This is a genomic window from Mucilaginibacter sp., assembly GCF_039925265.1.
GTDB lineage: Bacteria > Bacteroidota > Bacteroidia > Sphingobacteriales > Sphingobacteriaceae > Mucilaginibacter.
Genome location: NZ_JBDSZG010000037.1, coordinates 36,515 through 49,890, shown reverse-complemented (window position 1 = coordinate 49,890; position 13,376 = coordinate 36,515). Strand labels below are relative to the sequence as shown.

The following is a 13,376-nucleotide window of genomic DNA, read 5'->3' as shown; positions in this document are numbered from 1 at the left end:
ACTAACGAATTTTTTACTTAAATAACAGACCTGATTTCACCGGGCAGTCCGGACAGGGTACTTTCTATAGTATTTTTCTTCAATCCGCATTCCCAGATTTCAATTACCCGCCAGCCGGCTGAGGTAAGTAAACCCACAGATTTTTTATCGTTGGCAGCGTTGTTGCCGATTTTGTTTAACCACCATTCAGTACGGGTTTTAGGTACAACAAAATAGCTACATCCCTGATGGCCATGCCAAAAACAGCCATGTATAAAAATGACTGTTCGGAATTTCGGAAGGACAATATCGGGTTTGCCTGGTAAATTTTTGTCGTGGAGACGGTAGCGGAAACCTTTAGAAAATAAAAATTTACGAACCAGCATTTCAGGTTTCGTATCCTTACTGCGGATACGGGACATATTATAACTTCTTATCTTTGGGGAATGTACGTCTGTCATACAATAACTGTTATTCCATCAGTAATGATGATGGCAGCGGAATATATTTATCCAGTCCGGTTTCCTTCAGAAAAACCTCCATTGTCAGATTGTAAATATCGATATGTTCACGGTCACAAACTTCAAAGCATCGGGTCATCAGTTTATTTCTGATATCAGCTTCTTCAACAGTATAGGTATCTTCACCCGTTTCAAGATTTACGTAATTCCGGAAATTTTCATCAGGATGAAAGTTTAATCCCTCCGCAATAAGGTCTTTTGCGAAAATATTTACGTCATTTATTGTGTTAATTACAGCGATCATAACTTAAAATCTATATAATAAATATACTCAAAACAGAGGAAATATCATAGTAAACTGCTGATTAAATCTGCAAAAAGATGCGGCAAATTCCGGTTACGGGATTTGCCGGTTTTCCATATTGATCTGCGCCGCTTGAGTTTTAGGGTTCGATTACCCGGTTTTCCTTGATCTGCCTAGGCATGATCTCCAAACCTTCCTCGCGGGTCATTTTTACGCCAAACTCTCGGATTGAATCGCCATCGCCGTAAACACCGTTCCAGTCGTTCCACATCAGCCATTCAATAATATCATAACGGCTCAGTGTAGCGGTTATCGACATTAACTCGGGTTTTGTTATTTCAACAGCTTTGAGATAAGGGTTATTATTATCCTTCTAGAAACTCGGCTGCGTGTGAACAATTTCCATTTATTAAATTATTTATCAGCATTCCAGGAATGCACGTAAGAGGTCAGGTCTTCACCTACAACAATCAGCTCATTTTTGGGAATTGCTATTCTTTCCGCATTTCCAGGGTGCGCAACATTTCGTTGCAGTTCTTTAAGATTTACCACCAAAATATTATCATCACCGTCAAATTGGGCAGGGTCTTCTGTTACTATATAAACATCTTCGGATTCCTTATCAGGAACGTCCGATATTATCTTGCAAATCTGCCCCGGCCTTTCCGGCATCAATAGATTATCCATTTTCAAATTTATTAAAATTAGTTTAAAGCAGTTACCTTATAAAATATAGTGCAATTCCTGCTAAAATCATAAGCGCACCTATAATATTCAAAACCCGCTCCATGACAGGTATAATTAAGCTGGTGTTATAGGATTTGAAATGCTGCAAACCGCCGACACCACGGCGGTTGAACCTGCGCCGTCCTATGATATAACGGATTAATAAACCGGCGACAAACAAAATTATGGCAAGTAAGAGTACCGTGTAATTATCGTGACTTGCGTGTTTCATAACTTAGGTTTTTGATTCAAAAATATTGTTACTGATATCTAATATCGGTGACATGGGTTTTATACAAAGGGGCTTTCGCCCCTTATGTTAGTTTAGTGCCAATATGGTTTCTCCTGTTTTTTCAAACTCTTTACAAAGCTGAAAGGCAGTTTGCGTTTTGTTGAAGCCGTTACCGAATAAGATGGATTTGAGTTTAACTTCTTCGGTCTTGTACTGCTTTACGTTCTGCATATATCCGCTGACCGCATTATAAGCACCAAACAAAGTACCCCGTGTCGTGTCCATTTGCTGCGTAGGGTGGCTAAAGGCAAATTCACAAACTTTTTCCACGGTGTTTAAGAAATGGCTGCTATACTCGTCTATGTTTTCGTCCAGTACATTCTGCAAAACCTCCTTACTTGGCGCCATAGCCCGCTGTACCAGTTTTAATACTTCTTTATCGGTAATGCGAATACCTGCCCAGCGATTAAAAATCCCGTTCAATTGGTCACTCATGGTATTGGATATCCCCATCACTTCATGGGCCTGTTTTAAACGTTCCTGTGCGCTTTGTGTGTGGCGTATCTTTACGCTGTTCGTCATGTTGCCTAAAGCTGCGTGCAACGTATTGTTACACACAATACGGGTGGGCGTAAATGCTGCGGTAATACTACCGTAACCGTCATGGGATGTGGTCAAAAAAAGGTATTTTTCTATCAGGTCGTCACTACCTACCCGGATGTAACCCGGTAGTTTAGCCGTAATAAAAATCCTTTCGCCATTGCCCAATGCACCGCAGGTTTCATATAGAATACCGTCACCACCGCCAACAATGGCATCAAAAAAGCTGAATGCATCCCGGTTTTGTATCACTTCGTAATCATTACCCACAACGCCTAAAACCTGCTCGGTGTCTGCCCGCACGGTTGCGTAATAGTTGGGTACTTCTATTTCAGGTATGATAATATCACTATCGGGGTCGCCTGTGTGGTTGTCAGTATCATAGGTAAATAAGGGGCGTTTTTCTACAATATAGTCCAGTCCTGCAAACTGCATCGCTTCGCTGCTTTTCGGGTAACTTTCTATAACCTGCCCTAAATTATGCCAGGCTTTTTCCTTTACGCTCATAAAGCTGTCTTTGCATGTCTTTTCGTTGAAATTTATCTGATGTGCCATAATTTTAATTTTTGATGTGTTATTTGGTTTTCAATTCCATTATTTCCGTTTTGATGACCTCGACATTTTTTGTGCTGCCGATATGGTAATCCGTTTCCCGTTGTAACTCACTTATTGCATTGTGAATGTGTTTATAAGTTGTTTTAACCGTTACCTTGATCAATAAAAAAAGGGTGTCCTGCATGGCTATAATTGGTAAGCGTTTAAAAAATCGTTGAACTCAAACCGAAAGGCTTCGGGATTTTCTTTAGCCAGCTGCTCTGCGTAACCATCCCAAAATATTTGGTCGGTCAGCTCTATAAATTGCTCGTACATCTTAATTTCTGATTAGTGAACTTTTTAAAAAAAATACCCCATCCCGATATGTACCGGGACGGGAGCATGGTTAATTAACCCTGTTGCGGAAATACGATATTGGCTTCTATCTCACCTAATTTCTCATGGCAGGCATCAAAAATGAATTGCGTAACCATGCGGATTAAGTTCGGCGTGTTCGTGGTAAACTCACGGCCTTTATCGTCCTTGATAATCAATTTGCAGCCCTGATAAGGGTTGTTTTCCAACTCGTCGTTTTCTTCCAAAAGTTTCACTTCAAAATCTTCCAAAGTTTTGATGCGGCCAATCAGAGCTAACCGCTGGATGGTCAGGCGGTGCAGGTTACCCACCGATTTTAAGGTTTGTTCCAAATTCAGGGCGGGTTTGATATATTTTATCTCGCCCTTTGGCGCTTCGGTTGCCGCCGCTTGTTCCTGTTGTTCTTTTTGTTGCGCTTCTTCTAATCCCTGTCCCGTGGTGAATGGCGCAAGGTCAGCGGGTTGGTTACCCACTGCAGGGGCAACACCTGTCTTTGCTTCGGCGGTTTGCGCTGCCTCAACTTTCTCAGCCTCGGCGGGTTTTTCATCATTTGCGGGTTCATCTTTTTTGGCTTCCTTTCCTGTTAAATTCGGGCGGTTCTCTGTCCTTGGTGCGTTAGTGTTTTTTGCGTTTGTACCTTGTACTTCCTTTGCATTTTTTTCTGCTGTTTTCATTTTTTAAGCATTAAGAGTTAAAAATTTTGTTGTTTATTTCTCTCTTTCGACCCTTTCCCGTAAAAGCTTTTTCCAAAAGAAAAAGGAGAAAAAGAAAGCAAATCCGCGGGCACGTAACGACACAAAAAGGAAACGGAATAATTGGAGGGGACCCTTTGGGGAGGCAGCCGTTTATGCCGTAGTCTTTTTGATACTACCGGCAGTCATCATTTAACAGTGCCCAACTTGTTTTCCTTTTTCTCCTTCTTTTGGGAATAGCTATGGCATAAAAAATCTGTTGATGGTGTTTCGCAAGTGCGGAGGCATTCGGGGCCATAGCCCGAATGGTGATGCTTTTGCGCTGAAACAGCGTTTGTTTTGAACGGCTGTGAGAATCAAGCGCCCCGTTAGGGACAGCAGCGGCATCCTGCATGGCAGATACAGCGAATGGCCCTGGCCGGAGGCAACGCACACAGAATTTACCTTGAAATAGATTACTCGCCTTTAAAAGATGGCCAAACAACACCTGAATGAGATATGCTGAAAAGAAATCTTAAAACATCGAATTTTTATATCAATGGCGAGGTGTAATAAAACTCTAATATCACGTGATAAAAATCCGATATTGTGTTCCTTTACCTAAGTTTCCACCACAATAATGCTTTCTATATGATAACCAAACTTTTAGTACTCCAACAAATCGGTGAGGAAAGAGTCGACGTGGCTCAGATCAGCGGCGATAATTTTCAGTGGACTTTTCATACCCGTCGTAACAAAATGCCAGATGATGCTGCGTATTTTCCATTTCGTGTTAATGGGAAACATAAAATATGGAAGCGCGAAGCAGGGGATGAAACCATCATGGTGGCCAAAGACGACGAGATCATTTTTTGTGATGACTACGGAGTGCCGGGCGGTACAGTCATAGGGATATTGTTTCCGAAGAGTTATATTCCGGATGTTATCAAATTTAAAGACAAGCCTTACATTCCAGCAAATTCCGGAGGATTTGTGTCCACGAGGCCACCGGGCAATTTTGAGGTCTTATATAATTTTCAGGAAAAACGATCAGCCATTGTATTCAATTTATACGAGAATATTTTTTTTGGTTTTAAGTGTATTGCAAGGAGGGTTTCAGACGATCATTTTCCGCATAACGAAAGTGTTCATGCCGATCATCTTTTCGATGTTAGCATCAGCAGAGCCTTCCTGAATGTGGATGTGATAAAAAACGAAGATCTGAAAATCATCAATAATACAATTGAACATTCTGATATTGATCAGATTAAAGAAGATATGAACGCTCTTTTGGCAGCACTCAAAAAGAATGATACCACGTCTTCTCAGCAATTACTAAATAAGCTGGCCGGTTACCTCAATACCACAGCCGGAACAACGAGTGCTTTAGTAACGATTGCTGACAGCTATAAAGGAGGAAATAGTGCATTTGAATTTATTCACCAGATAGTGGAATACGCTGCGCTTTAAGCGAATTCCATTTGGAAACTAATTAATATTAATGGCGAAATCAGGGTCAATTACTATAAATGTCAAACCATTGAAATTTGCATTTTTAGTAGATTACAATAATGTTCAGCAAATCAGAGAAGCTATCCAGCTCAGCACATCGTTATGGGGAGGGGCTTATTGTCCTATAATTCCTTTTTTTAAACGAAAACCAAAAAGTTGGCGAGAAAAAACTGGACGTGCAAGCGCGGAAGAAATATCGAGAGGATTGATTGAAGCTTACGATCCTGATATTTTAGTTAAAATGACCCTGAATAATCTTCCGTCCTATATCATACCATTAGGCCTTGAGGTCATTATGCCAAATGATTTATGGAGGCATAAAAACCATGATTTATTGCCAAATTATGGCGTTGGCATTTTTAGTTTATTTAAACATTTGTTTAATGAACATTTCAAATACAAGGCAAAATATCCTGTCGAAGTAATTCTGACACGACATAGCGGTTCCCTGGCCCTTTATTGGAGCAGTGTATTTGGTGAAATGCCTGAAATGCTGATGAAGGGCATTGAAGAACATTATCTGAAGGAACTCGAAATTACCGAACGGACGATAACTCCTGCCGATTTCAAACTGCTTCTGAATCCTTATGCTTTTTTTCCCAGAAGGATAACCCAACAATTTCTAAAAATAATCAATCAAGCAGGATTTCGCGAACGCAATTATATGCTTCTTATTGATGCCACCAAACCCGATGACATTTTGGAATACTGGAATTTACGGGCATTAGGCCGGAATGTGATAGCGATACCTGTTCAGTTATTTGCGGAGCCAGCAATAAAAGAGGTTGCACTTAGTTACCTGATTCAGAATTTCCAGCCAATCAGGTTTAACGAACAGGTGTATACGAGTACAACCGTTATTCCTTCTTCGTATGTAACGATGGAACAGGCACAGGAGTTTGTAAACTCACTTGATTATCAAAAACATGTTACAGTAAGCGGATTGAATCATGTCGTTGCTTTTCAATCCTGGTCACCCCGGATATGGGATGAATGGGCCAGGGACAAGGACGGGGTTGTTTGCGATAATTTCTATAGTGAAGAAAAGACTGTAAATCTGGATAAAATAGAACATTCCGTTGTTTCCTTCGACTCGATGCTGCCTAAAATTGTGGACAATAATTTCTACAGTCATGCCATATGCAGTAATGAAATTAAATTCAGATTGTATGGCTCAAATGATTTTCTTGCAGAAACCTACCCCAAATCTTCAGGCCGCAATTATTTAAAAACACTCGGCAGCTTTGCTGCGCTGCGTAAACAATGGCGTGTCGGAAGTCAGGGATTAATTAAGCTTGTAAGTTATGTAAATAATGAGAAATGGGAAATTCCTAACCCACAAAGTGTTTTTTTCGCTTGGTTGAAAGACAAGGGATATGAAGCGGTGGCCTCGGTCCCGGGCCTAGTCGCCAAGAGGTTATTTGAGATTCTGGAAGGCAATATAGATATATTCGAGGATGAGAATTTACTTAGTTTGCTCGAACACATGAACGGTGGTGCGGTGACTATGAATAAGAAACCTGTCATTGGAAAGGAACTTATCGTAAATCGAGAACGAGAGCTTGAGTATGGACAAATTAAAACCAGACTGCAATCGCCTGCTAAACAAGATCACCTCCTGGAATATCTTGTATCTAAAAAGATTTTTCAGGTTGGGCTCCGAGTAAAATGTCCTCACTGCTTTCGCGATTCATGGTATCCCACTGAAAAGATCTTAAACACTTTGAATTGCCCACTGTGTCTAAATGAATTTCCGGCTACCGGTAGTTTAGAAAAAGGAAAGTGGTGTTACAAAACTACCGGCCCGTTTAGTATACCGCAATACGCTTCCGGAGCTTATGCAACTTTGCTGACTCTTCGATTCATCAAAGAAATTAACCATGGTATGATTAAAACAACCCCAGCGCTTAGTTTCAATGCGAAAACGCCTTCGGGCGGGCAACTTGAGGCAGATTTCGCCATGTTCTGGCAAGAGTCCAGATTTGGTGAAACAAAGGCAGGGATTTTATTTGGCGAGTGTAAAACTTACGGTGAATTTAAAAAAATTGATGTCGACCGCATGTCAACCTTAGCCCGCCAATTTCCAGGTGCTATAATTGTATTTTCCACTTTACGTAAAAAACTCAACAACAAAGAAATAGGGTATTTGAAAGCGTTAGCAAAAAAAGGTCGGAAATACTGGAAAAACGAAACACCAGTTAACGCGATGCTTATACTCACCGGGAATGAGCTTTTCGACATTTGGAGCCTGAAAGACAATTGGGAAAAGCTCGGCATAGATGTAAAATCTTACAATCATGATAACTTGCTGGCACTGTGTAATTTTACTCAGCAAATTTATCTCAAGCTTCCGTCCTGGTATGAAGAATGGGGTGCTTCTCCCAAAAACTCGTCTAAAAAGAGGAAAAACGAAATCGATCTATCCTGATTATATTACAGAATGTTTCTTTTATGCACTACCGTGGTTCTTGAATTTTATTATTATTGATTTAAGAACATAACGGCTTATCGTAAGCGATTGCTCATTTTCCTTTCCTGTCTTTTCTTAAAGGGGAATATTTGGGAATTTCAAAATCAAAATCCAAAAGTTCCTTCGGATGAACTTCTAAAGCTTTGGCAATTGCCGCAATATTACTTATTGACGTATTGCTTACTCCACGCTCAATATTTCCTATTTGTTTTATTCCAAATCCAGTTCTATCAACTAAGTCTTCTTGAACGATACCTTTTCGCTTCCTTATTTCTATTATTTTTTCGCAGACTTTCTTAATAAATTCCTGATCTCGGTACTGACTTGCCATGTATCAAATTGAGACCGATTTATTTTTAAAAATTAGGTAAAATTTTACCTAAAATTGAAATAAGTGTTTATATTTGATAATTAGACATATACGATTTATGTGAAATAAATAGGCGTTTTTAAACGCGAGTATTATTTTTGCGAATCTTCATTAAAAATATTGAAGCATTCGCTTTGAGTCTTGCATCGGAAAATTGACACTTTCAAATGAACGCAAGGTGAGAAGCCGGAATGCCCATGCTACAGGTATGGGTATCCCTTCTTATTTGTGTTCACGGGTGTGTCAACCCTTCCGATGCGATAAGTTGGGACCCATGCCTGTAGTATTTTTAACAGTTCATCCCCTTCAGCGGACTCCATACTGATGATATAACCTCATTGTAATGGATGATTTAAAACCAAATAACAGTACTCCTGATTTCGGTAGCCTTACCGGGATAATGGAACGTTTTGCTCAAATTCCTTATGAGCAGTTCCAACAGGAGCTTCATGACTGGTTTTATAACTCGCTTTCGGAAAAAGGGATCGATCTTCAACAATTACAGGATAAAGGGCTTGCCCGCTTACCCGATCTGGTAAGTTTCATTTATCACGAGGCTGAATTAAAGCAATTGTTGAACGATCAATCCAATTCCGATGAGCCGCGTAACGATTAAGCTTAAAATTTGGTTCCTTGTCATCTGCCCGCCCGAATGAGCGGCCGGTAACGGCGGCCTGCGGTCAGTTAATAGTTAAGCTTTGCAGGCTGCCGTTATCACATCTTCTGATTACTTCTTCTATTTCATTCTAACAAAACAATCATGAAAAAAATGATACTCCTAAGTGTCCTGGCCGCGCTTTGCCTTTTTTCCAGCGCGGGCGCACAGGACAAACCAACGGGCCCTCCGCTAAAAAAGGGCGACACGCTACCCTCACTGACCTTTATCCAACTGATCAACAGCAAAGCCAAAACGATCAGGACTGGCGACTATAAAGATCAACTGCTGATCATCGATTTCTGGGCCACCTGGTGCAGTTCCTGCATCAAAATGTTTCCGGCCGTGGAAGAACTACAAGAAAAGTTTAAAGGAAAGGTCAAATTCCTGGCGGTGGACGGCTGGCACGGGGACAGCAAAGAAAAGCTTACTGCTTTCTTCAAACGTCACCCGGAGTTTCATTTTCCGAGTGTCTGGGGCGACACCGTGCTCGGTCAGTTGCTGCCACACCAAACCGTACCGTTCTACGCCTGGATCAAAGACAATAAGGTGATGGCGACGACCGGTATCGAGGCTATCCATGCAGATACCATCGCTGCTGTTCTGAAAGGCACATCGCGCCCAACCGACCAGCAAAACCTTGCATTGAATTTAAACCGTCCCATCTATGTAGAGGGTAACGGTGGTGAGCCGTCGCAGTATATCTACCGTTCCCTGCTGACACCTTACTCGCCCGGGTACCGGAACCCGGTCATGCGCAGTACCGACGGTAAGGGACAGACGAACCGTTTACTATTCGTGAATCACACCACCTATTACCTGATCCGGTCGGCCTTCCCGGAATTAGGACGCGTGAATGAGAACCGGATCATGACCACCAAAGAGGTTGATCCCGGCTTCCGGCAGGACAGCATTTCGTTTGAATGGAACAGCAAACACCGCTTCACATACGAGGCGATCTTTCCGCCACGTTCACGCGCAGCAGCCCTTTTCCTGATGCAGGATGATATGCGCCGCTATTTCGGCCTGACGGTAGACAGTGTTCTGGTCGAACGCGAATGCCTGGTATTCTCCGCAGCGAAAAGCATCGCCAGCAACGCCGTACTGAAAGAAGCCAAACCCGAATCGAACTGGTACACGCCGGAAAGCAACATCCCGGTCACCCTGTCCAATTACCCGCTCCGTGAGGCCCTGCAACTTTTTGACGAGGTGTCGGAACTGCCCGTGCTGAATGAAACGGGCAGCGATCCGTTGATCGACCTGCGCTTAAAAAAAGCAGCGGTCGACGAACCCGAACTGCGTGCAGTCCTGAAGAAATATGGCGTAACGCTCAAGCGCGAAAAAAGAAAAATCCGGATGTATGCCATCCATGCTGTCAACGAACCCATCACCCCAAAGCCCTAACCAATTATGAAAATATTCTACTACTGTCTCTTTTCATTCCTGTTGCCTGCCCTCGCTATGGGTCAGCAGATCAGCGGAACCGTCCTGGACGAACAGCGGCAACCGCTGCCGGCGGTCACGATCAGCATCAAAGGCACCAGCCTCGTCCGCTTCACCGATGAGAAAGGACATTTTGATATCCCTGCGCCATCCGGACCTGCGACGCTGCGCTTTACAGGCGTTGGGTTTAAGTTTTTAGAACTCCCATGGACAGGCGATAAACAGATCAATGTCAGCCTCCGGCCAAGCCGCAGCTCCCTGGATGAGGTGCAGGTGATCGCTTACGGAACCAATACGCAGCGCTATAATACGGGCTCCGTGACCAAAGTGACCGCAGCAGACCTTGCGCGGCAACCCGTCAGCAATCCGCTTAGCGCGCTGCAGGGCAGGGTCCCCGGACTGGTGGTGACCTCCAGCAGCGGGCTTCCGGGCGCTTCGGTTAATCTGCAGATCAGAGGCCAGAACACTTTGCGTCCTACGACCGCGAATATTCAAGCCCCCCGCGATAACCCTTTATTCCTGGTCGATGGTGTTCCGTTCGCCACGGGCAACGGCAACATCAACCAATATGCATCCGCACAGGCACCGGGCCAGTCCGGCATGTATAATAACAGCTATGGTGGCATCAGCCCTTTCAGCAGTATCGATCCGCAGGATATCGAAAGTATCGAAGTGCTGCGCGATGCGGACGCAACGGCCATTTACGGCTCGCGCGGCGGCAACGGTGTGATCTTGATCACGACCAAAAAAGGGAAGGCAGGAAAAACGAAGATCGGCCTGAACCTGAACAGCGGCCTGAGTTTTACCGGCCGGACGATGCAGATGATGAACACCACCGACTACCTGGCCATGCGCCGGGAAGCGATGGTCAATGACGGCGTTCAGCCTAACCTGATCCGTAATGACGAGGCTTATGCCCCGGACCTGCTTTTGTTCGATCAGCAAAAGTATACCGACTGGCGGAAATTCTTTACGGGTGACCAGGCGAACACGACCAACGCCAACCTGTCCATTTCCGGTGGCAATGCCCAGACCACATTCCATCTGAGCGGGGGCTATAACCGGGAGATCTATATTTTACCGGGTGACTTTGCGGGCAAACGGGGGAACATGGCCCTGAACCTGCATCATGGCAGTCCCGATGGCCGGCTGAGCCTCGACTTTTCCGCCGGATATTCGGCTTACCAAAATAACAGCAGCGGTGCACGTGAATTGCTGGGTACCTTCGGCCTTGACCCCAACTATCCTGACCTGCTGGACAGTAACGGCAACCTCATGTGGAATTATAAAGGCCAGCAACTGGCCAATTTTCCGTCGGGCAACAATGTGCTGGCTTACCTCCGGCAGCCCTACCGGGTATCGAATAACCTGCTGACGAGCAACCTGCTGGCCGGGTATAAGATCGCCGGCGGGCTCACGTTCCGGTCAAGCTTCGGTTACACGACCTTTGAGGGGAGCGAATACAAGGGAACGCCCAAAAGCACCCTTAGCCCCTACAATAATGCCCAGGCATCTGCCAGTTTCGGCACGAACAATTACCGGACCTGGATCATCGAACCCCAATTAGAATACCGCGGTCATGCTGGTAGGCATGAATACACCGCCCTGGCCGGCGGCACATTCCAGCAGAACAACAATGCGCGGACCGATGCCACGGGCACCGGCTACCTGAGCGATGAGCTGATCGGTTCCATTGCCGGCGCGCCCAACCGGACCATTACCGACGCCTACAGTCTCTATAAATACCAGGCTGTTTTCGGACGGCTGACCTACCGCTACGATGAAAAATACCTGCTGAACGCCAGTGTCCGCAGGGACGGTTCCAGCCGTTTCGGCCCTGACCGCCGGTACGGGAATTTCGGCGCTATCGGCGCAGGCTGGTTATTTGGGGAAGAAAACCTGCTGAAAGACCATTTGCCCTGGCTGAGCTATGGCAAACTCCGCAGCAGTTATGGCATTACAGGCAGCGACCAGATCGGCGACTACGGCTACCTGTCGCGCTGGGCGACCGGCAGTTATTTCTATGACGGCGCACTGGGCTACTTACCGAGAAACCTGTTCAATAATAAATTCGGCTGGGCGACGACCAAGAAGCTGGAAGCCGGCCTGGAACTGGGCTTTTTCAAAGACCGTATCCTCACGAACGTGACCTGGTACCGCAACCGTACCGGCAATCAACTGGTCAGTTACCGGCTTCCTTCACAAACCGGGTTCACGACGGTGACCGAGAACCTCGACGCGCTGGTGCAGAATTCCGGCTGGGAATTCACCCTGCAGGTTTCCCCGGTCAAACAAGAGGCCTTCAGCTGGACGGCGTCCATGAACCTGACCATACCACAGAATAAACTGGTATCCTTTCCGGGACTGGCTACCTCCAGCTACAGCAATCAATATTTCATCGGTCAGTCGCTGAACGTGGTCAGAGGCTACCGGTATGCCGGGGTGAACGGAGAGACCGGGCTGTTCGAATTTTTTGGTGCTGACGGCGCGCGTACCAGCACACCGGTTTCGCCCTCAGGCGGCAGCCTGAACGATCAGGCGGTGATCGGAAATGCCGATCCGAAATGGTACGGCGGCCTGCAGAACAGCTTTCGCTACCGCAGTTTGCAACTGGACGTCTTTGTCGAATTCCGGAAACAATGGGGAACGACCTACCTGAAACAGATCTATACCAACCTGCCCGGTTTTGAGCAGAACCTGCCGGTCACCATCAACCAAAGGTGGCAGAAGCCGGGCGACCAGGCGCAGTTCCAGCGCCTGTCGGTGCAGTACGGCGAAGCTTATGATGCCGGTTCCGCGTTCTTCGAGTCCAGCGGGGTTTACGGCGATGCCTCGTATGCGCGTCTGAAGAACGTCGCCTTATCCTGGCAATTGCCGGCGAAATTCCTGAACCGCCTTCATCTGCAAAATGCCCGCATCTATGCCAATGCGCAGAACCTGCTGACCATCACCCGTTATGCCGGCAATGATCCGGAAACCCAGAATTTTTACGGGGTGCCGCCGCTTAAAACGGTGGTACTCGGCCTGCAATTGACACTCTAATT

14 protein-coding genes are annotated in these 13,376 nt (G+C 45.3%); 5 read left to right on the top strand and 9 right to left on the bottom strand.

The annotated features are described in order from the left end of the window. Positions 1 to 17: 17 nt before the first annotated feature. The 8 genes from vsr to ABIX36_RS17115 form a co-directional block, all read right to left on the bottom strand. A complete protein-coding gene (gene vsr / locus ABIX36_RS17150) occupies positions 18 to 440 on the bottom strand; it encodes a DNA mismatch endonuclease Vsr (RefSeq protein WP_348083392.1) in 423 nt (140 codons plus the stop codon). 10 nt (positions 441 to 450) lie between these two features. Next, a complete protein-coding gene (locus tag ABIX36_RS17145) occupies positions 451 to 744 on the bottom strand; it encodes a hypothetical protein (RefSeq protein WP_348083391.1) in 294 nt (97 codons plus the stop codon). 139 nt (positions 745 to 883) lie between these two features. After that, positions 884 to 1,063, bottom strand: coding sequence for a hypothetical protein (locus tag ABIX36_RS17140; protein WP_348083390.1), 180 nt, complete (start codon positions 1,061 to 1,063; stop codon positions 884 to 886). A gap of 95 nt (positions 1,064 to 1,158) precedes the next feature. Then, positions 1,159 to 1,431, bottom strand: coding sequence for a hypothetical protein (locus ABIX36_RS17135; protein WP_348083389.1), 273 nt, complete (start codon positions 1,429 to 1,431; stop codon positions 1,159 to 1,161). Between the two features lie 31 nt (positions 1,432 to 1,462). After that, complete coding sequence (locus tag ABIX36_RS17130; protein WP_348083388.1) at positions 1,463 to 1,702, bottom strand: hypothetical protein; 240 nt, start codon at positions 1,700 to 1,702, stop codon at positions 1,463 to 1,465. An 87-nt stretch (positions 1,703 to 1,789) separates the two neighbouring features. Beyond that, positions 1,790 to 2,857 carry a DUF932 domain-containing protein gene (locus tag ABIX36_RS17125; protein ID WP_348083387.1) on the bottom strand — a complete coding sequence of 356 codons (1,068 nt, stop codon included), beginning with the start codon at positions 2,855 to 2,857 and terminating at the stop codon, positions 1,790 to 1,792. A 186-nt stretch (positions 2,858 to 3,043) separates the two neighbouring features. After that, entirely contained in the window at positions 3,044 to 3,172 is a 129-nt protein-coding gene (locus ABIX36_RS17120) for a hypothetical protein (protein WP_348083386.1), read from the bottom strand. 74 nt (positions 3,173 to 3,246) lie between these two features. Next, positions 3,247 to 3,885: a hypothetical protein gene (locus ABIX36_RS17115; RefSeq protein WP_348083385.1), complete on the bottom strand. Its 639-nt coding sequence runs from the start codon at positions 3,883 to 3,885 to the stop codon at positions 3,247 to 3,249. Between the two features lie 648 nt (positions 3,886 to 4,533). Between ABIX36_RS17115 and ABIX36_RS17110 the strand changes: the two genes are divergently transcribed. Both ABIX36_RS17110 and ABIX36_RS17105 read left to right on the top strand, forming a co-directional pair. Beyond that, on the top strand, positions 4,534 to 5,352 hold the full coding sequence (locus tag ABIX36_RS17110) for a hypothetical protein (protein WP_348083384.1): 819 nt from the start codon (positions 4,534 to 4,536) through the stop codon (positions 5,350 to 5,352). A 31-nt stretch (positions 5,353 to 5,383) separates the two neighbouring features. Next, positions 5,384 to 7,822, top strand: a complete 2,439-nt coding sequence (locus ABIX36_RS17105; RefSeq protein ID WP_348083383.1) for a hypothetical protein — start codon at positions 5,384 to 5,386, stop codon at positions 7,820 to 7,822. A gap of 94 nt (positions 7,823 to 7,916) precedes the next feature. On the opposite strand, the gene ABIX36_RS17100 is transcribed toward ABIX36_RS17105, so the two are convergent. Further along, positions 7,917 to 8,195: a helix-turn-helix transcriptional regulator gene (locus tag ABIX36_RS17100; protein ID WP_348083382.1), complete on the bottom strand. Its 279-nt coding sequence runs from the start codon at positions 8,193 to 8,195 to the stop codon at positions 7,917 to 7,919. A gap of 382 nt (positions 8,196 to 8,577) precedes the next feature. Here ABIX36_RS17100 and ABIX36_RS17095 point away from each other — a divergent pair, with 382 nt between their 5' ends. The 3 genes from ABIX36_RS17095 (at position 8,578) to ABIX36_RS17085 (ending at position 13,374) form a co-directional block, all read left to right on the top strand. After that, on the top strand, positions 8,578 to 8,850 hold the full coding sequence (locus tag ABIX36_RS17095) for a hypothetical protein (RefSeq protein ID WP_348083381.1): 273 nt from the start codon (positions 8,578 to 8,580) through the stop codon (positions 8,848 to 8,850). Between the two features lie 144 nt (positions 8,851 to 8,994). After that, positions 8,995 to 10,293 (top strand): TlpA disulfide reductase family protein, encoded by a 1,299-nt coding sequence (locus ABIX36_RS17090; RefSeq protein WP_348083380.1) that lies wholly within the window; start codon positions 8,995 to 8,997, stop codon positions 10,291 to 10,293. A 6-nt stretch (positions 10,294 to 10,299) separates the two neighbouring features. Further along, positions 10,300 to 13,374 (top strand): SusC/RagA family TonB-linked outer membrane protein, encoded by a 3,075-nt coding sequence (locus ABIX36_RS17085; RefSeq protein ID WP_348083379.1) that lies wholly within the window; start codon positions 10,300 to 10,302, stop codon positions 13,372 to 13,374. Positions 13,375 to 13,376 lie beyond the last annotated feature (2 nt).

What these genes read in the sequence shown, in the direction of transcription:
- ABIX36_RS17105 (WP_348083383.1), top strand. Translation starts at nt 5,384, where the DNA reads ATGGCGAAATCAGGGTCAATTACTATAAATGTCAAACCATTGAAATTT.
- ABIX36_RS17145 (WP_348083391.1), bottom strand. Translation starts at nt 744, where the DNA reads ATGATCGCTGTAATTAACACAATAAATGACGTAAATATTTTCGCAAAA.
- ABIX36_RS17090 (WP_348083380.1), top strand. Translation starts at nt 8,995, where the DNA reads ATGAAAAAAATGATACTCCTAAGTGTCCTGGCCGCGCTTTGCCTTTTT.
- vsr (WP_348083392.1), bottom strand. Translation starts at nt 440, where the DNA reads ATGACAGACGTACATTCCCCAAAGATAAGAAGTTATAATATGTCCCGT.
- ABIX36_RS17130 (WP_348083388.1), bottom strand. Translation starts at nt 1,702, where the DNA reads ATGAAACACGCAAGTCACGATAATTACACGGTACTCTTACTTGCCATA.
- ABIX36_RS17140 (WP_348083390.1), bottom strand. Translation starts at nt 1,063, where the DNA reads ATGTCGATAACCGCTACACTGAGCCGTTATGATATTATTGAATGGCTG.
- ABIX36_RS17100 (WP_348083382.1), bottom strand. Translation starts at nt 8,195, where the DNA reads ATGGCAAGTCAGTACCGAGATCAGGAATTTATTAAGAAAGTCTGCGAA.
- ABIX36_RS17110 (WP_348083384.1), top strand. Translation starts at nt 4,534, where the DNA reads ATGATAACCAAACTTTTAGTACTCCAACAAATCGGTGAGGAAAGAGTC.
- ABIX36_RS17120 (WP_348083386.1), bottom strand. Translation starts at nt 3,172, where the DNA reads ATGTACGAGCAATTTATAGAGCTGACCGACCAAATATTTTGGGATGGT.
- ABIX36_RS17095 (WP_348083381.1), top strand. Translation starts at nt 8,578, where the DNA reads ATGGATGATTTAAAACCAAATAACAGTACTCCTGATTTCGGTAGCCTT.
- ABIX36_RS17125 (WP_348083387.1), bottom strand. Translation starts at nt 2,857, where the DNA reads ATGGCACATCAGATAAATTTCAACGAAAAGACATGCAAAGACAGCTTT.
- ABIX36_RS17115 (WP_348083385.1), bottom strand. Translation starts at nt 3,885, where the DNA reads ATGAAAACAGCAGAAAAAAATGCAAAGGAAGTACAAGGTACAAACGCA.
- ABIX36_RS17135 (WP_348083389.1), bottom strand. Translation starts at nt 1,431, where the DNA reads ATGGATAATCTATTGATGCCGGAAAGGCCGGGGCAGATTTGCAAGATA.
- ABIX36_RS17085 (WP_348083379.1), top strand. Translation starts at nt 10,300, where the DNA reads ATGAAAATATTCTACTACTGTCTCTTTTCATTCCTGTTGCCTGCCCTC.